19 protein-coding genes are annotated in these 26290 nt (G+C 66.8%); 9 read left to right on the top strand and 10 right to left on the bottom strand.

Annotated elements, in window-relative coordinates; all coding sequences use genetic code 11:
- Positions 1–62: 62 nt before the first annotated feature.
- Genes FMQ63_RS05360 through FMQ63_RS05345 form a run of 4 tightly spaced genes read left to right on the top strand, consistent with a single transcriptional unit; the run spans position 63 to position 5087 of the window.
- A complete protein-coding gene (locus FMQ63_RS05360) occupies positions 63–1037 on the top strand; it encodes a hypothetical protein (RefSeq protein ID WP_011554597.1) in 975 nt (324 codons plus the stop codon).
- 41 nt (positions 1038–1078) lie between these two features.
- The gene (locus FMQ63_RS05355; RefSeq protein WP_011554598.1) at positions 1079–2845 is read left to right on the top strand and encodes a radical SAM protein; all 1767 of its coding nucleotides are present in this window, start codon (positions 1079–1081) and stop codon (positions 2843–2845) included.
- A 23-nt stretch (positions 2846–2868) separates the two neighbouring features.
- Entirely contained in the window at positions 2869–3771 is a 903-nt protein-coding gene (locus tag FMQ63_RS05350; RefSeq protein WP_225909353.1) for a cupin-like domain-containing protein, read from the top strand.
- The gene (locus FMQ63_RS05345) at positions 3768–5087 is read left to right on the top strand and encodes an MFS transporter (RefSeq protein WP_020480717.1); all 1320 of its coding nucleotides are present in this window, start codon (positions 3768–3770) and stop codon (positions 5085–5087) included. Before FMQ63_RS05350 ends, FMQ63_RS05345 begins: the two co-directional genes overlap by 4 nt.
- A gap of 6 nt (positions 5088–5093) precedes the next feature.
- Here the strand turns inward: FMQ63_RS05345 and FMQ63_RS05340 are convergent, their stop codons facing one another.
- Complete coding sequence (locus FMQ63_RS05340; protein ID WP_225909354.1) at positions 5094–7055, bottom strand: DUF4185 domain-containing protein; 1962 nt, start codon at positions 7053–7055, stop codon at positions 5094–5096.
- Positions 7056–7167: 112 nt separating this feature from the next.
- Complete coding sequence (locus FMQ63_RS05335) at positions 7168–7617, bottom strand: SRPBCC domain-containing protein (RefSeq protein ID WP_011554602.1); 450 nt, start codon at positions 7615–7617, stop codon at positions 7168–7170.
- 138 nt (positions 7618–7755) lie between these two features.
- Here FMQ63_RS05335 and FMQ63_RS05330 point away from each other — a divergent pair, with 138 nt between their 5' ends.
- The gene (locus FMQ63_RS05330) at positions 7756–8826 is read left to right on the top strand and encodes a hypothetical protein (RefSeq protein ID WP_011554603.1); all 1071 of its coding nucleotides are present in this window, start codon (positions 7756–7758) and stop codon (positions 8824–8826) included.
- Between the two features lie 10 nt (positions 8827–8836).
- On the opposite strand, the gene FMQ63_RS05325 is transcribed toward FMQ63_RS05330, so the two are convergent.
- From FMQ63_RS05325 to rfbB, 5 genes are read right to left on the bottom strand one after another with little or no spacing between them, the layout of a single operon-like run.
- Positions 8837–10270, bottom strand: coding sequence for an MFS transporter (locus tag FMQ63_RS05325; RefSeq protein ID WP_011554604.1), 1434 nt, complete (start codon positions 10268–10270; stop codon positions 8837–8839).
- 3 nt (positions 10271–10273) lie between these two features.
- Positions 10274–10825, bottom strand: a complete 552-nt coding sequence (gene rfbC, locus FMQ63_RS05320; RefSeq protein ID WP_011554605.1) for a dTDP-4-dehydrorhamnose 3,5-epimerase — start codon at positions 10823–10825, stop codon at positions 10274–10276.
- Complete coding sequence (gene rfbA / locus FMQ63_RS05315) at positions 10822–11703, bottom strand: glucose-1-phosphate thymidylyltransferase RfbA (RefSeq protein ID WP_026113987.1); 882 nt, start codon at positions 11701–11703, stop codon at positions 10822–10824. Before rfbA ends, rfbC begins: the two co-directional genes overlap by 4 nt.
- A gap of 15 nt (positions 11704–11718) precedes the next feature.
- On the bottom strand, positions 11719–12621 hold the full coding sequence (locus FMQ63_RS05310; RefSeq protein ID WP_011554607.1) for an SDR family oxidoreductase: 903 nt from the start codon (positions 12619–12621) through the stop codon (positions 11719–11721).
- 3 nt (positions 12622–12624) lie between these two features.
- The gene (gene rfbB, locus FMQ63_RS05305; RefSeq protein WP_011554608.1) at positions 12625–13650 is read right to left on the bottom strand and encodes a dTDP-glucose 4,6-dehydratase; all 1026 of its coding nucleotides are present in this window, start codon (positions 13648–13650) and stop codon (positions 12625–12627) included.
- Between the two features lie 120 nt (positions 13651–13770).
- Here rfbB and FMQ63_RS05300 point away from each other — a divergent pair, with 120 nt between their 5' ends.
- From FMQ63_RS05300 to FMQ63_RS05290, 3 genes are all read left to right on the top strand, one after another.
- On the top strand, positions 13771–15411 hold the full coding sequence (locus FMQ63_RS05300; protein ID WP_011554609.1) for a glycosyltransferase: 1641 nt from the start codon (positions 13771–13773) through the stop codon (positions 15409–15411).
- Positions 15401–15922: a hypothetical protein gene (locus FMQ63_RS05295; RefSeq protein ID WP_011554610.1), complete on the top strand. Its 522-nt coding sequence runs from the start codon at positions 15401–15403 to the stop codon at positions 15920–15922. Before FMQ63_RS05300 ends, FMQ63_RS05295 begins: the two co-directional genes overlap by 11 nt.
- A gap of 133 nt (positions 15923–16055) precedes the next feature.
- A complete protein-coding gene (locus tag FMQ63_RS05290; RefSeq protein WP_225909356.1) occupies positions 16056–18287 on the top strand; it encodes a glycosyltransferase in 2232 nt (743 codons plus the stop codon).
- A gap of 45 nt (positions 18288–18332) precedes the next feature.
- Here FMQ63_RS05290 and FMQ63_RS05285 read toward each other — a convergent pair whose 3' ends face one another.
- A complete protein-coding gene (locus FMQ63_RS05285) occupies positions 18333–19526 on the bottom strand; it encodes a DUF2304 family protein (RefSeq protein ID WP_216608603.1) in 1194 nt (397 codons plus the stop codon).
- A gap of 176 nt (positions 19527–19702) precedes the next feature.
- Here FMQ63_RS05285 and FMQ63_RS05280 point away from each other — a divergent pair, with 176 nt between their 5' ends.
- On the top strand, positions 19703–21865 hold the full coding sequence (locus tag FMQ63_RS05280) for a hypothetical protein (RefSeq protein WP_225909357.1): 2163 nt from the start codon (positions 19703–19705) through the stop codon (positions 21863–21865).
- Here the strand turns inward: FMQ63_RS05280 and FMQ63_RS05275 are convergent.
- Entirely contained in the window at positions 21849–24191 is a 2343-nt protein-coding gene (locus FMQ63_RS05275) for a glycosyltransferase (protein WP_011554614.1), read from the bottom strand. The two genes, FMQ63_RS05280 and FMQ63_RS05275, sit on opposite strands and share 17 nt — an antisense overlap.
- Positions 24188–26242, bottom strand: coding sequence for a class I SAM-dependent methyltransferase (locus FMQ63_RS05270; RefSeq protein ID WP_020477888.1), 2055 nt, complete (start codon positions 26240–26242; stop codon positions 24188–24190). Before FMQ63_RS05270 ends, FMQ63_RS05275 begins: the two co-directional genes overlap by 4 nt.
- Positions 26243–26290 lie beyond the last annotated feature (48 nt).

Genomic DNA, 26290 nt, shown 5'->3' with positions numbered 1-26290 from the left:
CCGCCGACCGTTATAATTCATGTGAATCGTGAACAGCCCGCCATCTGTAAGGTGGAGGAAGATTGCGTAAGCGAATCGTCGAGTATGTCCTCCCTGTCCAGGATGAGCAGAGCCTCCTCGCGCGGATAGAGCAGGAGCTGCGCTGGTACCACAACACGCACTACGCGCACCTGACAGCATTCCTCGGGGTGCCCCACGACAACGCGCAGGTACGCGCACAGCTTGAGCAGATCATTGGCGTGTTCCGGGATCGCAAGGACTCGCAGAAGCCGGACCCGAACTTCAAAATCTTGAGCCCGGTGCAACCGGATGCGTCGTTCGTCGATCTCCTCACCCGCCTGGACTGCCGGCTGCCGAAGCTCATGCTGCTGCCGCACCTGACGGACCATGACAACTTCTCCGGCCTGGCGGACAGTCTCCGGTCCACGGCCGCCCTCCTGCGGCGCTACATCATCGACTTCCGGTTCTGTATCACCGCCGAGCGGCTGCCCCAGACACTCCCGGCGCTGCTCTCCGAGCTGCGGAAGCTCTCCGAGAGCCCGGAGGATCGCGCCCTCCTGTCTCGCTTCCCGGTGATCGAAGTCCCCTTCACGGCCGGTGGCGACGACTCGGCGCAACTGGCGAACGCCCTCGCCGAACTCTGGTCCCGCTGGCCGCAGTTGAACGACTCGGTGAACCTGAGCCGGGGCGGCTTCGTGAAGCACTTCTACGCGCTGAAGGAGCTGTGGCACCTCGCGCGGATCATGAACCAGGAGCAGTCCGTCGAAGCCGATATCGCGAAGCTGCGCACAGGCTATGGGGTGGAGGCCGCGGTGGAGGCCCGAATCGCCGCGTTCGACCAGGCCTTCCTCGAGCGGTATGCCTCGCTGGGCCAGTACAATGAGTGGCGGCACAGCAGCAACAGCGTGGTGCTGGAGTTTGATCTGGATTCGATCGCCGACACCTACGAGTGCCAGTCCCCCGTCTTCGTGGACAACAGGTGGATCCTGGAGCGCAACTCGTTGGAGCTCGCGACCGACAAGGGTCGCAAGAGCTGAACCAATCACACGGGGGTACACCGATGGCAAGCAATCCGTCCATGGCCGACGACAACGCCGCCCAGCCTGGGAAGGACAACGCCGATACGCCGGCCGCCCGCGAGCGCCGCACCGACGCGGTCCTCCTCAAGATGCCAAACCACAACATGGACTATCCGCATCTGGCGGTGCCCACGTTGACGGCGGCACTGAGGAAGAACTTCTTCAAGGTGAAGCAGCAGGACGTCAACGTGCTGCTCCGGGATTTCCTCCTCACGGAGGAGATGCTGAAGGATCTGGCCTACCGGTTCCTCCCTGAACTGGCCAAGGCACACATCGACATCCCGGCGGACTTCGATCGCATTCGCAATGCGCTCGTCTACCTGCACTACATCGACAACCAGATTGGCTTCGCCAGGGTCGAACAGGTGAAGCAGAAGCTCCAGGCCCGCAAGTACGAAGAGGTCTTCTGCGACGAGCAGGAGAGCAGCCTCGCCTCGCTCATCTTCGTGCTGACCGGGATGCTGCACATCGTCATCGATCTGGCGCTGACCTATGACGAGGCCGGCGGAGAGATCGACAACCCGGTGACGAACTTCCTGCACCAGAAGGTACGGGAGGTGGCGGCCCTCAACCCGCGCGTGGTGGGCTTCTCCGTCATCCAGATTCAGCGCAAGGCCACCCTCTGGTTCGCCCGGCGCCTCAAGCCGCTCATCCAGGGAAAAATCGCCGTCGGGGGACCGGACGCCTCCACCTTCAAGGAAGAGTACCTCAAGAACAACGACTGCATCGACTACGCCTTCCTCAAGGAAGCGGAGACCACCTTCCTGGAGCTCCTGCGCGGCAAGCCCGTGGAGCAGCTCGACGGCGTCGTCTTCCGGGATGCGGAAGGAAACATCCAGGTCAACGAGCCGCGCCACGACATCCAGCTTTCGATCTTCCGGCCGGACTTCGATGGCTACGACCTCGACAAGTTCTTGCTGCCGACGTTGCCCTTGTCCACCTCGCGCGGATGCGCGTTCGCCAAGTGCACGTTCTGCAACCACTACAAGACGTACTCCGGCTACTACAGCAACGATGCCGTGAAGACGGTGGACATCATCGAGCTCCTGGCGAAGCGCTACAACACGCGCTTCTTCCACTTCGTGGATGACATGCTGGAGGTGAAGGAGGGCACGGCCATCGCCGAGGAGCTGATCCGGCGCGACCTTGACGTGAACATCCTCACCTATGCCCGCTTCGAGCCCCAGTTCACCGACGAGAAGATCCTGGAGCTCTGGCACAAGGCCGGCATCCGCGTCATCGAATGGGGCCTGGAGTCCGCCTCGCAGGAAGTCCTCAAGAAGATGATCAAGGGGGTCTCCATCCGGCAGGTGCAGAACATCCTCGACATCAGCAGCCAGAAGGGGATCGTGAACAAGCTGATGCTGTTCCACAACTATCCCGGCGAGACAGTGGATCAGCTCAAGATGACCGTGGACTTCCTGCGAAAGAACGTGCTGGAGAAGAAGGTCCGCCCCTTCTTCACGGTCCGAGGGAGGCTCGAGCTGCGCCTCTTCACCCCGCTCGAAATCACCTCGCGCGACTACTCCAAGTCCCCCTTCCGCAAGCGCTACGAGCGGTCCAGCTCGTTCGACTCGTTGCTGGGCTACGCGGACGAGGACGACTACCCGCGGAAGGTCGAGTACATCGAGAGCTTCATCAATGAGATGTCGCAGTACCTCAATGAGAACAAGATTTTCTCGACGAACGACGAGAACATGTCGCTCGACTTGCTGATCCTGGACCTGAAACGGCGCGGACTCGAGACGGCGGTGGCCGTGCAGTAGCCCGGAGGATGGAGGAGCACGCCATGAAGCCGCAGGCCATCCCCCGGGTTCCGCTCGTCTCCCGCGAGCACTTCATCGCGTCGTGGGAGAAGGCGGGACAACCGGTCATCTTCACCGGCGCCGTCCAGGCCTGGCCCGCCTTCTCGAAGTGGACGTTCGAGTGGTTCCGCGCCATGCACGGAGACATCGAGATCACCGTCAGGTCGGCGCTCTACACGCGGGGCGCCCTGCCAGGCACCTCGGCCCCTCTGGGTGGCGCACGGCGGATGAAGCTGTCCACCTATCTGGACGAGGTGGGGGCCTCCTCGTCGCTTCCGCTCGAAAGCGACCTGGATGAACTCGCGGACACGATGCTGGGGAAGCGGCCAGAGGACATCAACCATCTGGTGGGTCCATCGCTGCTTCGGGCCGTCCCCTCCCTGCGAGAGGACGTCCGCTTCCCGGACTACGCCCCCCGGTGGTTGAACCGCCTCACCGAATCCTCTGTCTGGATCGCCCCGCGCGGCACCTTCGCTCAGCTTCACAGGGATCGCGCCCACAACCTCTATGCCCAGCTCTCCGGCCAGAAGCGCTGGCAACTCTATGCGCCCCACCAGGCCCGGCGACTCCAACCAGCACCGCTCGACTGGGCCGCGGACCTGAGCGGAGTGGACCTCGAGGTGGGAGCGGCCAGGCGGATGACCGCGAGCGGGCTCCGGCCGGATTACGACTTCATCCTCGAACCGGGCGACCTGCTCTTCCTGCCGGTGAACTGGTGGCATCGCGTCCACACCGTTTCCCCCTCCATCGCGTTCAACCTCTGGTGGTGGGACATCCCGTCAGCGGTTCGCGTCGGTCCGGTGGCGGCACGCATTGCCCTGGGGATGAAGCTGCAAGAGGCCTATTCCTCCCTGCACCGCAGGTCCCCCGCGTCTGAGCAGCGATGAGCGAGTCAGGGACCGGCGTGCTGCGCTTCGCCATCATCTGGGGCAGCCAGACGGTGTCGAAGCTCGGCAGCGCCCTGACCAGCTTCGCCCTGGGGCTCTGGGTGTATGGCCTCACCAGCTCGGTCACGGATTTCGCGCTGATCTCCGTGCTGACCATCCTGCCCGGGGTGCTCGTGGCACCCATCGTGGGGGTGCTGGTGGATCGCTGGGATCTCCGGAACGCGATGCGTCTGGGAGATTGCGGCGCGGGGTTGGTCACCCTCGTCTATGCCATTCTGATCTCGTTCGATCAGCTCGCGCCCTGGCACGTCTACGTAGGCACCGCCCTCGCGTCGGTGAGCGGTGCGCTTCAACGGACGTCGTACACCGCCCTGACGCCAGCACTCGTCCCCGCGAAGCACCTGGGCCGCGCCAACGGCCTCGTCCAGGCGAGCGATGCCGCCGTGCCCCTGATCGCCCCTCCCTTGGCGGGGTTCCTGATGAGCGCCACCAGCCTGGGCACGGTGGTCTTGATCGACTTCATCAGCTGCCTGGCCGCCATCACCACGTTGTCGCTCATTCGGAGCCTGCCCACGGGGAGCGGGGCCTCCTCGGATGCGAGCACATCCGCGCTGCAACAAGCCCTCGAAGGGTGGAACTACCTCAAGGCACGCCGGGGTCTGCTCGGTTTGCTCGCGTTCTCCGTCACCACCAACTGCTCGCTCTCCGCCATGCAGGTGCTGCTTCCTCCGCTGGTGCTGGACATCGCCAACCCGGCCGTTCTCGGGGGACTCCTGTCCACGGGGGGTCTGGGGCTCCTGATGGGGAGCGTCGTGATGACCGCGTGGGGCGGGCCGAAGAACCGCATCCATGGGGTGCTCGGAGTCGGGGTGGGCCTGGGGACGGTCATGGTGCTCGCAGGGCTGTTCCCCACCCTGAGGATGCTCGGGTATTGCACCTTCATGGCGGGATTCTGCATCCCCATCATGGATGCAAGCAGCCAGGCCATCTGGCAGGGGCAGGTCCCCGCCGCACTCCGGGGACGCGTCTTCGCCATGCGCGGGATGATTGCCTGGTCCGTCCAGCCGCTGGCGTACCTTGCGGCGGGCGTCATCGCGGACCACCTGGACGGCGTCTCCTTCTCCATCCCCGCGCTCTTCGGGCCGCTGGAACAACTCGACGCGCGCAGCCGGGGCATCGCCCTGTGCTTCATCGCCGCCGGCCTCTTGGCGCTCATCGCGGCGGTGCGGGGCTATACCGCCCGCCACGTCCGCGAAGTCGAGGAGATGCCACCAGGCCCCCCCTTCACCGGGGCCGTGTCCCCGCCTTCGCGGTAAGGGGCCTCAGTTCCGCGTCAGCGTCAGGTCATCCACCTGAATCCAGGTGTCGCCGGTGTTCGCCCACATTCCCGCGAACACCTCCACGCTGTGCTGGGCGCCGGAGTTGAACGACACCGACAACTGCGTGTAGTTGCCCAGCGGCTGGGCGAAACGCACCTCGTTGAGGATGGGCCCGCTCCGGAGCAGCCGCGCGCCGAAGTAGCCATCCGCGTGGTTCGTGGACGTCTTCACCCAGCCCGTCAGCGTGTACTGGGTGTTCGGCGTCACCGCGACCTCCTGCTTCACGGCATTCCACCCCGTGTCGTTCCGCGCCCAGGCGTTGTTGGCGCCCGTGCGCGCATAGCCGAGTCCCCGGTCAATGCCCGCCCTGCCTTCGGTGTACCAGGGCGACGTGGCGTTGTTCGTGGACTGCTGCTCGAAGCCCGCCTGGTGGATGAGATTGCTCCCACGCGTCAGGCTGACGTCATCGAGCTGCATCCAGGTATCAACGTTGTCGGCCCAGAGGCCGCCATACACCTCGATGAGCGCGTTCGGCCCGGAGTTGAAGTGGACCACCCGCTCCGTGTAGGCCCCCAGCGCGCCGAAGGGCACCTCGCCCAGGATGGGGCCATTGCCCGGCCCGCGAGCCCCGAAGTAGCCCGCGGTGTTGTTGGCGGAGCTGCGGACCCAGCCGCGCAGCGTGTAGTCCGTGTAAGGCTGGACGACGACGCTCTGCTTGAGCGCATTCCACCCGCTGCTCGCGTTCACGAAGCCGTTGTCCTGCCCACTGCGCGCGTTGCCGAGCGCCCGGTCCACGCCGCCCGAGCCTTGCAGATACCAGGGCGCCATCACCGGCGTGGCCGCCTGTGTCTCGAAGCCAGGCTCGGAGAGCAGGTTGTCGCTGTGCGCGTCGTGGGCCAGCGTGGCCCGCATGAGGAAGGTGTTGTACGGCGTCCACTGGGACATGACGAAGTACAGCGAGTTTCCGGTGTTGCCCCAGGGGTGGATGAACGCGTTGTAGAGGCCCGGGTACACGGCTCCACTGGCGAGCACCTTCTCTCCGCTCCAGGGCCCCGTGGGCGTGGCGGCGTCACGCATCACCACCGCCTGCCGGTGCTCGTTCAGGTACGTCATCAGGAAGCGCCCGAGCGGCGCGTGATACGAGACGGACAACTCACCCGCGATACCAATGGCGACGGGCCGCGCCGCCGCCTGCGACACGCTCCATCCGTTTCCATCCCAGTAGCGGTAGCCGTTGATGTCCAGCAGCGCCGTCTCCGGCACGCGGGCCAGGTGGACGTTGCCGAAGCGGCCGTTCGGCGTCGCGTACATGTAGACGAACCCGCCGTTCCTGACGAAGGCCGCCATCTGGAAGTTGTTCGTCCAGGCCGGCGTGTTCTGCCAACGCGCCGTCGGGTGCTTCACCCAGTTCTGCCCCTGGTCATCCGAGTACGCGATGCCCGCGTGGTTCGTGAACCACATGCCCGCCTCCCCCCAGTGGTGGATGGACATGTAGTGGATGTAGTGCCGCGAGCCGATGGTGACGCCCGCGGTGGGGATGACGGTGATTTCGTCGAAGTTGACCTTCCGGGACGCGAGGATCTCCTTCGCATGCCGAGGCCCGTCCTGAATCATGGAGGAGAAGGACAAGCCGTTGGCCAGGTTCGTATCGGACGAACGCGCCAAGACGTTGCTGCGCCAGCCGCCCCCACAGCCACCATTGCCACACCAGCCCGCGCCGAAGGTGTCCCCGAACAGGACGAACACCTCGCCACCGCCCTTGTCCCAGACGATGCCCAGGTCCGTCCCATGGACGTCGTGGTTCGTGTGCGTCTGGTTCGGGTTCGGCAGCAGCTCACCGGCGGGCGTCGCGCCCGTCACCCGGGAGACCTTCGTCACGTTCGACGGCGTTACGGCCGCCGCCGGGGTGCCCCACAGGAGCGCCCACGTGGCGTGCAGCAGAAACGTCCGCTTCCATGTCGTCATGCGCTTCATGGCCACCTCTCTGGTTGTCACGGTGCAACCCGGACGGGAGAGGCGACTCTAGTCGCATAACGCGATTAACCTTTAAATCAAGGCGCGACGGACGACCGGAGTGTCAGCCCTGCGCCAGCACGCGGACGAGCACGTCAATCATGGTGGCCCAGCCCTGCTCCGTCCGGCTCGCGTAGTCGGCCCACTTCGCGTCCATCTCGTGGGTGAGCGTCAGCTCGCAGCCGGTGTCGCGCGGTGTGATTTCCACCGTCACCCGGCTGAGCTCGTCCCCCTCCTTGTCGATGTGCCAGGTGAAGACGAGCCGGCGCGGCCGGTCGATCTCCAGGTACGTGCCCACGTGGTCGATTTCTTCTCCGGCCCGCCGCACGAAGAAGGAGAACTTGCCGCCCACGCGCGGGTCGATGGCGAGCCGCAGCACCTCCTCGTCCCGGACCGTCGGCCCAGTCATCCACTGGCCGACCATCTCCGGATTGAGCCAGGCGTCGAACACCCGCTCAGGCGACGCGCTGAAACGCCGTGTGACGCGAACCTGGACGCTCTGTGCTGAAGACATGGCTTTTCCTTTCAATCCGAGGGTTGGCGCCCTTGCTAAACCACATGGTTCAACATATTCCCGGCCGAGGCAATGAACAACCACTTGGTTGACCTTCGTCACGGGTGAGCCCGAGGCGTTTCTGGTAGAGCCGGGGGAATGCCTCAGCGCCCCACCGTGGCGGAAGTGGAATCCATTCTCCGCGCGCCAGTCCGCCAGAACTGGGAGCAGTTCACCAAGACGCTCAAGACGCTGCCAGCGGATGTCGACCCCGACATTGCGTCACACGCCGCGTTGAGCCTCATTCACGGACAGCCCGCGTCCCTCTGGTCATTCGGGCGTACCTGCCAGCAGCTCCCGGCCCCTGTCATCCGCGCGCTCCTGGGTCGGCTCGAAGCCGACTCCCGGCCCCACGCCTACTTCCTGCGCGAAGCGGTCCCCCAAGAAGCCTCCGATGAAGAGCTCCGAGCAGCCTGGAAGGCAGCACTCCAGGGCCTGCTCGACCTGGAGACGACCTATGCGTGGGGCTCGAAGCAGCGCAAAGCAAAGTTCCAGGTGCTGGCGAGCACCCCACCCTTGCTCCAGGCCATCCAGACCGCTGTCGTGGCCTGTGAGCAGGTGTCGCTGGACATGCTGGCCGTGCTGACGGTGGATGCATCGGACGCCTCGGTCGATGCGCTCATTCCCCATGTGGAGCGGGCCGTGCAGAGCCAGGGCTGGGAGTTGGACCGTCTGGAGGACTTGCGCAAGCACGCGCGCTCCACCCCCGTGATGGACGACCTGTTCGCGCGAATGGAGGCCCTGCTCCAAGGGCGTCGCGCGCGCTCGCCCGCGCTCGACCTGGCGCGGCACCTGGGCTTCGGTGAGCTGGATGCCATCTGGTTCAGAACCTACCTTCTTGCTGGGGACACCCATGCGACGAACTCCCTCGTCCATCATTGCAACATCAACGTGGATAGCCGCACCCCTCGCTGGTTCAGTGTCTGGCAGAGATCCCGAATGGATGGCCACGATAGAAACGCCTGGAGCGACACCCGCTTCGACAACGAAAAGCTGCACAAGGACATCCGGGGACTTGGCGCATGCGAGTTGATGCAACTTCCTGATTGGGTTGCGCGCACGGCCAGGCGCCTCGGCACAGCGTGGAACATCAGCGACAGCACGTTGTTTACGAACCTTCGCGGGAAGAAACGCGCAAGACTCGCGGAGTGGCTTCGCTCGGGCACATGAGCCGCTCGGCTCACCCCACCCTGCGGCCCCCGATGTGCGCCCCGGCATTGGGCGACAACCGGCGATAGAGCGGTCCGGCCAGCGACGACATGATGCCCACCGCGATGAACGGCAGCACGAAGCGGTCCGGCGTCAACGGCGCCTCGCCAGCGCCGCGCGCCAGGTGCAGCATCAACCCGCCGAAGCTGATGCCCAACCCCAGCGCCATCTGCATCGTCACCACGGACAGCGTGGACGCGTTGCTCACCGTGTCTGGGGGGATGTCCGCATACGCCACGGTATTGATCGCGGTGAACTGCATCGAGCGCATGAATCCGCTGACCATGAGCACGCCAACGATGAGCGGAATCGGCGTGCTGTTCCGGAAGAAGGCCGGCATCGCGGTCAGGACAGCGGACGTCAGGTTGGCGAAGATGAGCGTTTGCCGGAAGCCGAACCGCCGGATGATGTAGGGCGCCACCGACTTGCAGGCGAGCGCGCCCACGCCGCCGCCAATGGTCACCAGCCCTGCCTCGACGGGCGTCCAGCCCAAGCCGACCTGAAACAGCAGCGGCAGGAGGAAGGGCGACGCCCCCAGGCCCATGCGCGTCAGGGTTCCGCCAATCATGCTGGCCCGGAAGGTGTCGATGCGCAGCAACCGGAGATTCAACACGGGCCGCTCCACGCGCAGCGCGTGCCACACGTAGGCCCCCAGCGACAAGAACGCGACGGCCGCGAGCCCCAGTTGCAACGACAGCGGCATCAGCCCGATGCCCACCGTCTCCGCCGCGCCAATCAGCGTAGTGATGGCGACGGCCACGAGCACGAAGCCCCGCGTGTCGAAGGGCCCCGGGTCCGGCTGGTGCAGCGGCGGAACGAAGCGCGCCACCGCGAGCATGCCCAGGATGCCCACGGGCACGTTGATGAAGAAAATCCACGGCCAGTCCGCGACGCCCAGGATGAGGCCCGCCAACGGAGGCCCCACCAGCGGGCCCACCAGCGCGGGCATGGTGAACCAGCTCAAGGCGGCCACCAGGCGCTCTCGCGGCGCCGAGCTCACCACGATGATGCGCCCCACGGGCGTCATCAACGCGCCGCCCAGCCCCTGGAGGGTGCGGAAGATGACCAACTGGGTCAGCGACTGAGAGAAGCCGCAGAGCACCGAGCCCAGCAGGAACACGCTCATCGCAAGCATGAAGACGCGACGGGGCCCGAACCGGTCCGCCACCCAGCCGCTCGCGGGCGCGAGCACCGCCAACGCCAGGATGTACGACGTCAGCGCCAGCTTCAGATGGATGGGGTCGGTGCCGAACGCCAACGACAACCGGGGCAACGCGGTCGACAGCGCGGTGGAGTCCACGAACTCCATGAACAGCGCGCTGGCCACAGCAATCGAGGCCAGCCGCGAGCCCCTTGGAGCATCTCCACCTGCCTCAGCGCTGCTGGAAGCCGGATGCCCAGGCACGGTTCAGCCCACGTACTCCGGAAGCAAGGGTGCGTCGCGGAGTCTCGGGGCCTGGGCATCCTTGGGCGACAACAACGGCTCGCTCACCGGCCAGGGAATCGCCAGGTCCGGATCATTCCACACGACGCTCCGCTCCGTCTCCGGCGCGTAGAGCGCGGTGCACTTGTAGTGGAAGTCCGCGGAGTCACTCACCACGCAGAAGCCGTGGGCGAAACCCGGCGGAATCCAGAGCTGACGGCGGTTGTCCGAGGACAGCTCCACCGCCACCCACTGGCCGAAGGTGGGCGAGCCGCGCCGTACGTCCACCGCGACGTCGTACACGGCGCCCGCCAGCACCTGCACCAGCTTCCCCTGGGCCTGCGGCTCCTGGAAGTGCACGCCCCGCAGCGTCCCCTTCGCCGAGCGCGAGTAGTTGTCCTGCACGAAGGGCCCGGGGATGCCCACGGCCGCGTACCGCGCCGCATGGAACATCTCCATGAAGAAGCCGCGGTCATCACCGAAGACCTTGGGCTCCAGCAGCAGCACGTCCGGAATCTCCAGCGGCGTCACCTTCACGAAACGGCCCCCCGGTTCTCCGCGAGCGCCCGCAGGTACTGGCCGTAGTCGTTCTTGAGCATGGGCTCGGCCAGCGTCAGCAGTTGCTGCGCGCCGATGTATCCCATGCGGAACGCAATCTCCTCCGGGCACGACACCTTGAGGCCCTGGCGGCGCTCGATGATTTCGATGAAGTTCGACGCCTGCATCAGCGACTCGTGCGTGCCGGTGTCCAGCCACGCGTAGCCACGCCCCATGAGCTCCACGTCGAGCTGGCCGCGTCGCAGGTACTCCGCGTTGACGTCGGTAATCTCCAACTCACCCCGCTTGCTCGGCTTGAGGCCCGCGGCGATGTCCAGCACCTGGTTGTCGTAGAAGTACAGCCCGGTGACGGCGTAGTTGGACTTCGGCTTCAGCGGCTTCTCCTCCAGGCTCACCGCTCGGTTCTTCGCGTCCAGCTCCACCACGCCGTAACGCTCCGGGTCCTTCACGTAGTACCCGAACACCGTCGCTCCCGAGGTACGCGACGCCGCGCGCTTCACCAGCTCGCTCAGGCCGTGGCCGTAGAAGATGTTGTCGCCCAGCACCAGCGACACGCTGTCAGCGCCCACGAAGTCCCGGCCGATGACGAAGGCCTGGGCCAGGCCGTCCGGCTTGGGCTGCTCCGCATAGCTGAAACGCATGCCCCACTGGTCGCCGCTGCCCAGCAGTTCTTGGAAGCGCGGCAGGTCCTGCGGCGTGGAGATGACCAGCACGTCCCGGATACCCGCGAGCATCAGTGTGCTCAGGGGGTAGTAGATCATCGGCTTGTCATGCACGGGCAGCAACTGCTTGCTGACCACGCGCGTCAGTGGGTACAGCCGCGTCCCCGAGCCACCGGCGAGGATGATGCCCTTCATGTCCACCTCGGCACGTCAGTGTCCCCGAGCCGCGAGCCAGGTCGCATGGAAGCGCGACAAGGACTCCGCGAGCGCCAAGGGAGGAACGGAAAGTTCGGCACGCACCTTGTCGGTGCGCAGACCACTCTTGAGCGGGCGGGGGCTGGCGAGCTTCAGCTCCGCCATGCGGGTGGGGACGATGAGCTTCGCATCGAACCCGAACACCTCGCACAGCGCGCGGCCAAAGCCCACCCGGTCGATGACCGTTCCGCCGCAAGTGTTCCACACGCCACCCAGCCGCCGCGTCCCCAGCTCCACCAGCATGGCGGCCACGTTGTCCGCGAAGCTGGGCGACACAATCTGGTCCTCGAAGAGGCGCACCTGCTGCCCCTTCTCCAGCGCGGTCACCAGCCAGGCACCGAAGTTGAGCCGGCCCTCCACCGGAGGCCAGCCATACACCACGGCGGTGCGAGCAATGGCGCAGCCGGGCGCGAGCATGCGCGCGGCTTGCTCCCCCATGTGCTTCGTCACTGAGTACACGCCGCGAGGATTCGGAATCGCGTCCTCGGAATAGGGCCCGGCCTCGCCGTCGAAGACGTAGTCCGTGGACACGTGCACCAGGTGCGCACCGGCCTTGCGAGCGCTCCGCGCCACGGCGGCGGCCGCGGTGACATTCCCCGCGTACGCGGCCTCCGGGTCCTTCTCGCAGGCATCCACCTCCGTCATGGAGGCGCAGTGGATGACCACCTCGGGCGCGGCGGTCTCCACGGCGGCGGCGACGTCCGCCTCGCGCGTGAGGTCCACGCTCGCGTAGCCATACGCTCCGCCCGTACGCCGGGCACCGCGGCCCAGGCCCACCACCTGGTGCCCGCCCTGGTGGAGCAAGGAACACACGCGGCTGCCCACCAACCCGTTGGACCCCGTGACGAGGAAGCGCATGGCTCAGGCCCTCCCCTGCAGGCGCGTTCGGTACTGCGTTTCGAAGTACTGGCGATAGGCGCCACTCGTGACGCGCTGCCACCACGCAGGGTGGTCCACGAACCAGCGCACCGTCTCCGCCAGGCCTTGCTCGAAGGTGTGCGCGGGCGTCCAGCCCAGCTCCGCGCGAATCTTCGACGGGTCGATGGCGTAGCGCCGGTCATGCCCCGGCCGGTCCTTCACGTACTGGATGAGCGACTCCGGCTTGCCCACGAGGCCCAGAATCGCCTTCACGATGTCGATGTTCCGCCGCTCCGCCCCGCCGCCGATGTTGTAGACCTCGCCGGCCCGGCCCTTCTCCAGCGCCAATAGCAGCGCATGGCAGTGGTCCTCCACGTGGAGCCAGTCGCGCACGTTGCCGCCGTCGCCGTACACCGGCAGCGGCTTGTCGTGCAGCGCGTTCACCACCATCAACGGAATCAACTTCTCCGGGAACTGGTAGCGGCCGTAGTTGTTCGAGCAGCGCGTGACGACGACGTCCAGGTTGAACGTGTGGTGATACGCGAGCGCCACCAGGTCGGAGCTCGTCTTGCTGGCCGAGTACGGGCTGGAGGGCTGCAACGGCGAGGACTCGGTGAAGGCGCCCGTGGGCCCCAGCGAGCCGTAGACCTCGTCGGTGGACACCATGAGGAAGCGCCTCACGCCGCGGGCGCGGCTGGCCTCCAGGAGCTGCTGGGTGCCCAGCACGTTGGTGGTGACGAACACCTCCGGCCCGAGGATGGAGCGGTCGACGTGGCTCTCCGCCGCCAGGTGCATCACCGCGTCGATGGCGTGCACGGACATCAGGTGCTCCACCAGCTCGCGATTGCCGATGTCGCCCCGGATGAAGACGTGCTGGGGGTCGCCCTCCAGCTCGGACAGGCTCTCCAGGTTGCCGGCGTACGTGAGCTTGTCGAGGTTGACCACCGTCCAGGCAGGCCGCTCACGGCGCAGATACTTCACGAGGTTGGACCCGATGAAGCCACAGCCACCTGTCACCAGTACGTTCATTGTCCCGTGGACCTCATGCGCTCGGAGCGAGCGCCTGCGTATCGAAGGGGTCCACGACCGTCAAGGCGCGAGGGAAGCCAGGCTTGTGGGCGGCCCAGCACGGGGGTAAGGGAGCCGGTCGTGAGCATACCGCGCCCCCCTCCCCGCCGGACCGGGCTTCCCGCCATCCACCAGGTGCTCCCTCGGCTCGCCTGGGGCGACGCCGTGGGCAATCAGGTGCGCTATCTCCAGGGCCTGCTGCGCCGCTGGGGCCATGCCTCCGAAATCTACGCCGACGCCTGGGACGACGCATGCAAGGACCAGGTCCGCCCGATGCGCGACTCCGCGCGAGAAGCGGACCGCGACGCCGTCCTGCTGGTGCATCACAGCTTCGAGTCGCGGATGGTGCCACGCATCGCGAAGAGCCCAGGCCGCAAGGTGCTCGTCTACCACAACGTGACGCCCGCGAGGCTGTTCGAGGGCTTCGAGCGGAAAGTCGCCGCCGCATGTGACGCCGCTCGGGATGAACTGCTGGCGCTGCGTCCCCACGTCGAAGCGGCCTTCGCCTACTCGCGATTCAGCGCCGAGGAACTGGTCGCCGCGGGCTACCCGAACGTCGCGGTGCTGCCCTTCGCCATCGACTGGGCGGCGTTCGACACGGCGCCGGACCCGGCGCTCCAGGCCGAGTTGGACGACGGCATGTCCAACATCCTTTTCGTGGGCCGCGCGGTGCCCAGCAAGAAGGTAGATGACGTGCTGCGCGTCTTCACCGCGTACCAGCGGCTCTACCAGCCCCGCAGCCGGCTCGTCGTCGCGGGCTACCTGCACCGGGATGGGGCCTACGGCGCCTATCTGCACGGGTTGAAGGACGTGCTGGGCGCCGAGCAGGTCCGCTTCCTGGGACGCGTCAGCGCCGCGCAGCTCTCCGCCTGCTTCGCCACGGCGTCCGCATACCTCTCCATGAGCCGCCACGAGGGCTTCGGCGTGCCGCTGCTGGAAGCCATGTACCGGGGCGTTCCCGTGGTGGCCTATGGCGCCGCCGCCCTGCCGGAGACGATGGGCGGCGCGGGGCTCGCCACGCGCTCGGACGAGCCTCGGGAGGTCGCGAAGCTGCTCGCCGTGCTGGACCGCAACGCCGGGCTGCGCGCGCAGGTCATCACCGCGCAACGTGAACGCATCGCCGAGCTGTCGCAGGAGGCCGTAGCCGAACAGGTCCGCGTGGCCTTCGAAGACATCTGCTCCAGTACGGCGCCGCGGCCCCCGGTGGCCACGACGACGACGGCCACCGTGGAACTCGTCTGCCCAGGCTTCACCGTACGGCCCGAGGAGCCGGCCTCGCGTCTGGCCCGCCGGGTGGCGGAGCGCCTGCCAGGTGCCCGGGTGCTTGCCCTGCGCCCGTGGGGTGAGGACGCGTCCCTGACGCTGGAGCCCATCAGCGACGATGGAGTCGCGGTGACGCACTTCACGCCGGACCAACCGGTGGACTCGAACCCCAGGACGGCCCTACCGGGGTCCTCCGCGATGGAGACGGCGGTGCGGGCTTCGAGCGCGCCTGTGGTGCTGTTGAGCGCGGACACGGTGTCTGCGCAGACACTGCTACCCCATGTCTCCGCGCGAGCCTGGGGCGTCTGTGCACCTGCCAGCCAGTCGGCCCTGCTCGCATCCGCCCAGGAGCACCTGGGTGACAGGTTGGTGGTGGAGGAGCCGGCTCAGGTCGAGACGGCATTGCAGGCACTGCTCACGACGCTGGCTTCAACGGGAGTCCTCCCACGTGCGACCTGAAGACCTCATCACGCGCAGCCCCACGGCCGAAGCCGTGGCACGCGAAACACAGCAACTGCCCACGCCCCCCGATGAAGCCCAGGAAGCGCTTCGCCAGACGCTGGAGGCGGCGGCCCGCCCACCCACGCCCGCGCCCTGGCCCGCGCTGCTCCAGGAGGCGCGTGGGAAGATGGACAGCCGCTACGCGGAACCGGCGACCTCCCACCGGGGAGGCTTCACAGGCACGGCGCTCGTCCTGGCCAAGCGCGCCTTCCGCCTCACCTTCCAGCCCTTCATCAACGAAGTGCTGCGCAAGCAGGTGGAGTTCAACGAGTCCATCCTCGACGCGCTGGCCACCCTGCACGACGTTCAGCGTGAGCAGGCCCGTGCCCAGGCCGCATGGCGCAAGGAGTTGGAGCGCAGGCTGGCGAAGCTCGAAGCCACGGGCACCCGCACCGAACCCGTCAAGACAGAGCAGCAAGTGCCCACGCCTGCCGCGTCATCCAAGCGGACACGCAAGCGCGGCCGGTGACGACCAGGGCACGGGACCTCGGCACGTCATCCTCGTGAACCCGGGTCCCGCAGGAGGATGCGCGAACGCCTCCGGCCTCGACCTGCGATGAGCATGTGACTCAGGGGCAGCGTTGAGGCAGGCGGCCGTTCGGGTGTATTCCCCAGCCGTTCGACGCTTTCCTCTGTCCAGGGTCCGGTCCTTGCGCATCTGCCTCGTCTCCAAAGAACTCGCCCCCTTCGACAGGGGCGACATCGCGACCTACGTGGCAACCATGAGCCGGGCGCTTGCGGAGGCCGGACATGAGGTCCATGTCTTGACGGCGGCGCATGCCGACTGGCAGCGGGCCGTGTCCTACCTCCCCGGCGTGCACCTGCACGCGGTGGATGAGCGAGAGGTGGACTTCAAGGGTGCGTTTCCACACGCCCCCCTTCGGCATGCGTGGGCGGCGTACAGAAGCCTGCTGGAACTCAACGCGCGTCATCCCTTCGACGTCATCGAGTTCCCCGACGACGCAGGCGAGGGCTATTTCGCGATGCGCGCCCGGCGGACGCTGGGGCACTTCGAGCCAGCGGTCCTCGCGGTGCGCTTGCACGACTCCACCCACGACCGCCTGCTGCTCAACAGAGTGGCCACGCTCGACATGGACATCGCCCAGCGCGAGCACATGGAGGACACGTCCATCCGTGAAGCGGACCTCGTGCTGTCTCCCTCCGGACCAGCCATGGAGCGAGTCCGCATCAGGCTGGAGCTGAAGCGCACCGGCGTCGTGATTCCACCTCCGTTCGCGTCACGCCGGGAGCACCGCTCATCCCCGCGTTCCCACGAAGGACTGCCCCAGGTGCTGTACGTCGGAGACCTGGAGTACCGAAAGGGCGTGCATCTTCTCGTCGAAGCCATGCAGGTGCTCTTCGAGCAAGGCGTCGTCGCGGAGGTCCGGCTCATCGGGGCTGACACGCGCACCGGCCCGTTCGGCCGCTCCCTGCGACAGTGGCTGGACCAGCGCATCGCCCCCGCCTGGCGAAACAGGTTCCACTTCGCACCTCCGCTCGAGGGGGCAGACCTCGCGTCGGCGCTCGCCGAAGCAACCGTGTGCTGCATCCCCTCTCGCTGGGAGCACTTCTCCCACGTGTGCATGGAAGCCATGTCCGCAGGAGCGCTCGTGGTGGGCAGCGATGGAGGGGGCAACGCCGAACTCATCGAGGACGGCCAGAGCGGCTTGCTGTTCCGGAGCGACGATGCTTCGCGGCTTGCCCGCGCGCTCGAGCGAGCCCTGTCCACACCGGCGCTCCAAGAAGCCGTCCGGCAGACAGCGCCAGCGCGCATCGCTGCCTATTGCGCTCCCGCCAGCATCGTCCGCCAGTTCGAAGCGGCAGTGGCGGATGCGCGGCGCCATCGTCACGTGGGCCCCATCAGCGCCGCGACCAGGAAGAAGGACTCGGCCACACCGTACGTGTCCATCCTCGTGCCCTACTACAACATGGGGCGCTACCTCCCCGAGACGCTGCGGTCCATTCGCGCCCAGACCTTCACGGACTACGAAATCATCCTCGTGGATGACGGCTCGACGGATTCGGAGAGCCGGGCCGTGCTGGAGACGCTCCACGAGCCAGACCTCCACATCCTCCGCAAGCCCAACGGAGGGCTCAGCTCGGCCAGGAACGCCGGTCTGCGCGCGGCACGGGGCCGGTATGTCCTCCCGCTGGACCCGGACGACCTCATCCAGCCCACCTTCCTGGAGAAAGCCGTCGCGGTGATGGACAGCACCCCAGGGCTGGCCTACGTCACGTCACTCGTCTCCTATTTCGTCGAGTCGCCGGACCAGCCCGTGGGCGGATGGATTCCCTGGGGCACCGAGCGTGACGCGCTCCTCGCGGAGAACGTGGCCTCGACCTGCACCGCGCTGATGGAGCGACAGCGCATCGAAGAAATCGGCGGCTACGACGAGTGGCTTACGGCCTATGAAGACTGGGACGTCTTCTGCTCCCTGGCCGAGCGAGGGCTCGCGGGCTCCGTCATCCCGGAACCACTCTTCCTGTACCGGCTGCGTCCGGACTCGATGACCCGCAGCATGCGAGTGAATGACCGTCATGCGCAGATGGCCTACCTGTGCCAGAAGCACCCTGCGTTGCCGCTCCACCCGGAGCGCGCACTCCGCATGCAGCTCGGCCGGGCCCACAGGCAGGAACTCCATCTTCGCGCGACAGGCTCGGCCTCCCCACCACTCCTGAATCGCTTCGCCGACAAGATGAACGCCACGCTCAAGCGGTTCGACTTCGCCCATGCCACCTTGAGGCGCGCCGCGCTTTGGGTCGCGGGAGCAGACGACGACTCCCGCCCACTGCGTCATCAGGTCATGGAGCGGTTCTTCAGGCGCCGCAATTGAAGCGTCGGCCGCTCCATGCGGCGGAGCCGGCCCCATATACGTGCGCTACCCGCCCAACCGCCCCTCCTCTGCCGGTGGAAGTGAAGCGGGCTCTCGAGGGGTGAGCGACACCACGGGGGGCGCGACACCTTCCGCCGCCGGCACGAGTGCGCTCGGCTCCTTGCGAATCAACGACCGCAGCCGCAACCCGAACAGGGCGGAAGCCACCTTCGTCATGAACTGGAACCCCTTGAGCCCCGTCAGGCTCGAGGTCCCCGTCGTGCGTGGGCGCATCGCGACCGAGACCTCTCCGATTCGAAGCCCGGCGAGCGCGACGAGCGCGACGGACTCTGGCTCCGGGTACTCATCCGGCATGAGGCGCAACAACGTGGCCACCGCCCGAGGCGAGTACACCCTGAAGCCCGATGTCGGGTCCGTCACCTGGGCCCGCTGGCCAAACATCCCCAGCAGCATGCTCACGACGCGACCTCCCATCCAGCGAAGCGGCGTCGTGCTGACCAACGTGTCCGTGCCTCCCATCGCGACATCGCAGAAACGGGAGCCAATGAGCAGGTCGGTCTGCCCGCTCCGCGCCGAGCGAACCAGGTCCGGGATGGACTCAACGGGATGTTGTCCGTCGGAGTCACACTGCACGACGTAGCTGACCTCCAACCGCTGGGCCAGGAGGAACCCCGTCCGCAGCGCCCCGGACACGCCGATGTTGGTGTGATGTGTGACGTGGTTCCGTGGAGCCAGCCGCCGTAGCACCCCGGCCGTTCCGTCCACCGACCCATCATTGACGATACAGAAATCCAGCTCCCAGTCTGGCGTGGCGCGAGTCAGCGCCGTGAGGCGCGGCAGGAGCGCAGGAAGGCTTTCCGACTCGTTGTAGCAAGGGAGAACCACCAGCACGCGGGGGCGACCACCTTCGGACGTCGCTGGCGCGTCGGGAAACGTTTGAGCGGCAAGGGCTGACACGACCTGCCCCAGTTGCCGCTGCGCGCGTGTGCTCTCCGCGTAGTGAGCCAGCATCTGAACGAACAGGAACATGGTGAGCCCAGCCAGGACCATGTTGCTGACCAAACTGATGCCCATCAGTCGAGCCACGGGCAGCAACCAATCCGGACGGATGGCCGCCACGAGCACGAAGCCACTGGCAAGGAACCACGTCACGGAATGCCGTGCCGCGAGCCGCGCGCCGAACTGGGAAATGACCACGAAGAAAAAGCCCACCACCACGGTAATGAATGGCAGCGACATTCCGGAGTCCCCACAGCAATGCCCTGACGCACGAACACGCAGAGAAGCACTCACACTTCTCAGGTTTGCATTGCCCCCCCCTCCGTACGGTACTCACGCCATCAATGCAATCCCCTGAAGCACCGGTGCCAGTCCTTGACGTACGCCCCGACCCGCGGCGCTGGCCTCGCGCCGCGATGAGCATGTTGCTCGCGCTCAGTACCGCGGGGGTATTGACGATGGGGGCATGGGTCCCCCTCTTCCAATCCCTGAGCTCCCGCGTCGTGCTGGTCCTGGGGTGCCTGGCTTTGGGAGTGGTGCTCTACCGCTTCCTACTTCCGTGGCTGCACAGTTGGCTGACGCGCTACTCGCCCGCTCAGCAGCGGACCTGGCTGGGGGTCGTCGCCCTGGTCACCATGCTCGTGATGGTAGCCACCCCGCTCCACGTCATGATGCCCGCGGAACGACTGCCCGTGACGGTCCGTGCCACGGGCGAGCGGAACCCCAGTTCCCAGGGCAGCGAGGTGTGGGTTCTCGGATTGCTCGACGCCTACGGTAGCCCACTGCCTTCCGATGGCTGGCGTTCCGAAGGAAAGTGGGAACGCCGTGATGGAGGCGCCTGGCTTTCGCACCTCGACCAGCCGGCGCGCCTGCATTGGGAAGCAGGCGGTCACAAGCCCAGGGTCCTCCAATTGTTGGCGCACGGGCACTCCGGCATCGTGGAGTACACCGTGAACGGTCGAACCGAGCGGCTCGACCTCTATTCGCCGCCCGGGACGGACGCACGCCGAGACCTGGTCCTCCACCCTCCTCCCATCGCATTGACCTCCATTGCCGGGATTCGAATCACCGTCATGTTGGCGGCCCACGCACTGGTCCTCGGCACCCTCCTGCTCCTGATGGGGCTCTGGCTCACGGGCCGTCCGCCACCACCCCTCAAGCCCATGCCACGGCGCTGGGTGGGACTGCTGACGGCCATCCCCACCGTGGTGGTGGCTGGCATCTGGCTGCTGACTGTCTACCCGGGAATGCTGAGTCCAGACTCGACATCCCAATGGCGTGACGCCCTTTCCGGGTCCATGGATGATGCGCATCCACTGTTCCACACCGCTTCCATCCGATTCCTCCAGAAGCTCTGGGAATCACCCGCGGCGGTGGCGCTCGCACAGATTGCCGGCCTGGGGGTGCTCGTCGGCTGGGGCTGCGCGGCGCTCGCGAGGGCAGGTGTCTCCCGAGGCATCATCGCGCTCACCGCGACGGTGTTCGCGCTGGCGCCCGTGAACGGGACGATGGCCGTCACCCTCTGGAAGGACGTCCCGTTCAGCCTCTGCATCCTGGCCCTGTGTATCTGGGTCTTCCGCTCCGCGACCGACACCACCACGCGCTGGGACGTGCCGTTCTGGGTGAGCATGGTAGTGCTGGGAGCCATGGCCATGTTGTTCCGTCACAACGGCCTGCCCGCGGTGGTCGGAACCTTCCTGGCACTGGGTCTCCTCCGGAGGGAGCGCTACAAAGCGGTGGCGCTCGCGCTCGTGGCCACGTTTGTCGTCGCCTCGGGGACCCGCTGGGTGCTGAGCCAGACGTACACCATCAAACCCTTTCCCAAGGGGATGACGCTGATCGGATTCCTGGGCGCCCATGTGGCGGCAGGAACGCACCTGGAGCCCGGCGAACGAGCCCTCCTCGAGGAGCTCCACCCGCTCGACGACAAGTGGAACTACCGCTGCTTCAGCAACGTGTTCACCATCTGGGACGGACGCTTCGACATGAACGCGCTGACCCGGCACAACAAGGCGTTGCTTCCGCTCCTCGTCCGCCTGACACAACGAGACGCAGCGCCAGTGCTCTCACACGTGCTGTGCAGCAGTTCGGTGCTGTGGAAGCTCTCGCAAGGCTCGGACCACATCAATGGTCCTCCCATCTGGAGGGGGCCCCACGGGGAACTGGACACCCTCGAGCCCGGAGCGCGACACCTTCGGTCCGACTCACTCCTTCCAGTCCTGCGTGAGCCCCTTCTCCGGTGGACCGTCCGGACGCTTGAGCCAGACCTGGCCTGGCTGCTCTGGCGCCCGGCGCTGCCGCTCTACCTGCTGCTGCTCGCCTGCGCGGTGGCATGCATCCGCCACCGGACCTGGCGGCTTGCCGCCGTGGCGCTCCCCGTCGTCTTGCACACGGCGGCGCTCGCCGCGCTCATCCCGTCACCCGACGTGCGCTATCAGTACCCCGTGTTCCTCGTGGCCCTGATGTTCGTTCCCGCGTGGCTCGCGGGGATGCGACTGAATGCGGCGCCGGCGACCGAAGCGCCGCGGCGCGCGCCTTCCGTCTCGCAGGACGCGCCGACGCTCAGGTCAGCCGGCTGACCGTGCTCCGAATCGCGCGGTGAATGACGGGCATCCGCTTGAAGAGCGTGTTCGCGCGGTCCACGAGCACGTAACGAAGCGGAGGCGCATCCCCGGGATTCACGCTCCCCACCGCTCCGCTGGCGGGAGCGGGTTTGCCCGCGACGGCCTGCTTGAGCAAGGGGTGCACGAGGGGCAGGCGCTTCAAGGCCGCGTTCATCAAATCCACCACGTCGTAGCGCAGCGGGCGCGCGGCCTCGGCCAGCGCCTGGGCGGACTCCAGGGACGCGGACGCCGCGGAGGACGGCCGACGCTCATGCGTGTCTAGCGCGCCATATGGGTCGACCATGGCCTCGCGGGAGTGCGCGAGCAGTGCGAAGAGCCGCGTCGACGGGTGCAGTGGCGCGGGCACGCCTTCGAAGAGCCGCACCAGCCAGCGGAAGTGCTGGCGCTGCTGGGACGCGGACGGGGTGATGGCATGCCCCCGCCGCGAGAAGAAGTGGACCTGGTTCGTCACCAGGAAGCGGTGTCCCCCCTGCGCGAGCCGCAGGAAGAAATCCCAGTCCGCATAGCCGGACAGGGTTTCGTTGTAGGCGTGCTGCTCCAGGACGGTTCGGCGCAGCAGCGCCGTGGGCGCGGAGACCTGGTTCGCGGCCAGCGCGTACGTCGGACAATCCCCCAGGTACGTCATGAACCCTTTGAACTGGCGGTTGGCCAGCTCTTCGCTGGAGTGGAAGCGGCCTCCGGTGGGGACCACCCCTGAGAACTCCTGTCGCGCTTCCAGCGCGGCGACGGCGTGCTGGATGAAGTCCGGGGACAGGCTGTCGTCCGACTCCAGGAACACGACGTATTCCCCGCGTGCGGCGCGGACACCCAGGTTACGAGCCCCCGCGAACCCGCGGCGGATCGGGGAGCGGACGACACGAAGCCCCTCCCCTTCAGCCGCGGACCGCTCCAGGCGCTGCAGGACCTGCATGTCGAAGGCGCTCGTGGACCCATCGTCCACGATGACGACTTCCACTTCCGGGTACGTGCTGGCGGCGACACCTTGCAGCGCGATGGGCAGGAAGATGCCCTGGTCCTGATTGATGATGACCACGCTGACCAGCGGCGACCGAGGGCTTCGCGTGGGCAGCGCCTCCCGCGCGTGGCGCTCCCAATAGGGACGGTCCACCGTCCAGCGGACGGGGGCCAGCTCCGGGCCTTCCAACGCCTTGCGCATGGCCACCACCAGCGCGTCCAGGCTGCCGTCATACTTGTGGCAGTGGACCCCGTCGACGAAGGGGCTGTCGTCACCGAAGGCCAGGCAGGCCGAGTTGAGCACCAGCCGGGTGCCCGCGACGGAAGCCTCGTAGGCCGTGAGATTCAGCGACTCATAGCTGGAGGTGATGACCACCACCCCCGCGCGCATGTGCGCTTCGCGGTCAGGACCTGGCTTGATGAAGACGAAGCGGTCCGTCAGGTCCGACGGGATGAGCGCCTTGACCTCTGCGAGGAATTCCGGGTCGAAGGCATGGCACGCCAGGATGGCCTTGCCCTGGTACTCCGGCCACGTACGCATCAACAGCACGGCACCCCGGACGAAGACATCCGGCTGCTTGAAGTGCTGGATCTTGGTGACGAACACCAGGTTGCGCTGGGTCGCGGGAACGTCGAACGGCCGGGACGACTCCGCCGGAGACTCCATGACCACCGGGGGAAACTCCACCCGCACCTTGCGCATCCACGCGTCATCGAAGCCGTAGAAACGCCGGTTGAACTCGGCGATGCATGGCAGGTGCCCCACCACGAGGTCCGCATCGAGCAAGGACTTCCGCTCGATTTCGTACCGCCCCAGGTTCTCGACCTCGAGCGTGTTGGGCTCGTGGTGCATGAGGGTGCCGTAGCTCGAGTGCAGCCGCACCGAGAGGGTGGTCTGCGCGAAGGCCAGCCCCAGGTGCTTCTCCTGCAGCGCGGCGAAGGCCCAGCCGCGGAAATCCGCGAACTCGATGACGTCGAAGCGCAAGCCCTCCGCTTCGCGCGCCTTCAGGTAACGCATCACCTCCAACGACTCACCGTGCCAACGAGAATCCCGAAAGGCTTCCGTGGGCGGATAGAAGCCATGCGCATCCGCGGTGGTCTGTTGTGGCTCGCGGAAGTCGCACAGATGCGCCTTCACCCGTCCCCCGAAGAAGAGCTCCACCTGGGCCGTCTGCACGGAAACGGTGGGCGGGAACAGGACATGGAACTCCACGTTCGCGCCGTGGCGCTGCGAGTCCATGATGAGGTTGTGCGCGACGCGGCCAATGCCCCCGGGGGTGAAGGGGTAGAGCTCATCGGTAACGAGGCAGACGCGGGTCATGCTCATGGCTGTGCGAACTCAAGGTAGTGGTTGATCGCTTGGGCACAGAGCGTCTGGGTGTAGTCCTCCAGCATCTGCGCGTACTCCTCCGGCGAACGCTCCCGGAGGCCGACGACCCGCTCCAACGCCGAGCGAATCTGTCCGAGCGAGCCGGTGCCCGCGACCTGAACCAACCGCTGAAAGGGGTGTTCATCCAGAGCCCCCAGGGTCAACGGCCCTGTCAGGCACGCCACACCGTGAGTCAGCCCCTCCAGGGCGGTCATCGGCTGGCACTCGGCGAGCGTCACGTTGAGGACGACGTCCGTCTCCCGGATGAGGTTGAACAGCTCCGAACGGTTCAACGGCCCGACGTTGATGACGGAAGCCTTGAGGGGCAGCTCCGGGCGGGCCGAGAAAGGACTGGTGACGAAGACGCGCTCCATCCCCGGCAGTGACGCGGCGACGAAGACGTTGGAATAGAAGTTCTTCCACCAGTTGTTGGGCGTGGGAACGAAAGCGGCCCGCGTCGGCGGAGCGCGGTGTCGCTGGTCCGCCGGTGCCACCCGAGGAGGAAGGTTGAGCAGGACCTTCTGGAAGAGCAGCGGCGACATCAAGTGCATCTCTGGCTTGACGCAAGCCACGGCATCAAGAAGCCCCTGCTCCCGGAGCACCAGCAAGCGGCTGAAGGTCTCCAATTCGAAGTCGAAGTGGAACTGGGCCGTGGAGCCGTGCCACACGCAGCATAGCTTGAGCGTGCTGCCGAACACGCGGCGAAGCATGTGCATGACTTCCAGGGCATTGGGCGAAAACCCCTGGAAGATGACGGACCGTGCGCCCAGCCGCTCACACGTTTCGGCGATGCGCTGGTGGTCCGCCGCGGTCAACGCGCGATTCGCGGTGATGCCAATCTTGTGTCCCGGCGCGTAGCCAGACGCAGCACGGATGCCGTACCACTCCTGGTGGAAGAGATGCACCACCCGGGAGAGCCGCGGGTCGACGTGAGCCCACGTCGTATCCAGCGGCGCATCGACAACGACGGCCTCCGCCGCGTTGTCATGCCCATACCGCGGCGCCAGCGCGTCGGCCGGCGCCCGAGCAGTCACCACCGGCTCGGCGCGAAGGCGGACCAGCTCATCCGAAAGCGACAACAAGCGCTGCCGCCGCTCCGACCGCTTCAGTTCGACCGTCAGGCGCTCCGTCAGCTCGGAGACCTGCATCCCCGTCAGGCCGTTCCCCTCCCGGAGCACCTCGCCCGCGTGCTCCGTCCACGCCCGCAGTCGGGGCAGGGACTCGACGTTCAGCGACTCCAGCGTCACCTCCCGGCGCTCGTCCCGGGGCTCCTCGACGGACTGGAGCTGGAAGAAGCGACGGCCTTGGGACGCGTTGCGCTTGAAGACGTAGACGTCATGCGTGGCCAGGAGGCCACCGCCATGATGCATGTCCCAGCCAGCGGGCGTCAGTTCCGCGTACGGGTGCAGCCAGCAGCCCTGGTGCCAGGCGTTCTCCCAAACACCGAAGGGAACAAGCTGGTTTTCGACCAGGCACAGCAATCCGCCAGGACGCACCAGCTTGCCCAGCGATTCCAGCAGGCCAGGCAGGCGCTCCGGCGGGTTGTGGATGAGGACGGACACGGTGAACACCACGTCGAACGTCCTGTCCCCCACCGCCGTCAGGGCATCCGGCCCACAGAAGAGCCGCTCTTCCACGGGCTCCAGCCCCACGGGCGGCGCGTGCCGCAGGGGCTCCATCATCGCCTCGGAGAAGTCGTAGCCGTGGTAGCGAACGCCTTCGAGGGACGCCAGATAGGAGGCATGCCGCCCGAAGCCGCAGCCAAACTCCAGGACGTCCAGCGGCCTCCCCAGCGCGCGTTGCTCGGTCTGCATCAGCTTCGTGAGCAGCGCCTCTTGTTGGCCATACCCGGGGTTGCCCGCGTCCTGGCGCGTGCGGATCATCTCTCGATAGGTGTAGCCGCTCGTGGCCTTCCAATACTGGCTGCTTGCCGCTTCTTCCGGCTGCGACTGCCGCGGGGCGCTCGGCTCCGGCGACGACGCGATGTGAAGATGGGTGTCATCCCGCATGGTGGAGATTCCTTCTGCCGCGGCCCCCTGGGCCAATGTTCGACCGCC

Origin of the sequence: Myxococcus sp. CA005 (assembly GCF_006518205.1) — a bacterium.
Taxonomy (GTDB): domain Bacteria; phylum Myxococcota; class Myxococcia; order Myxococcales; family Myxococcaceae; genus Myxococcus; species Myxococcus xanthus.
Note: the sequence above shows the minus strand (reverse complement) of the source record. Positions and strands in the feature narration are given on the sequence as shown.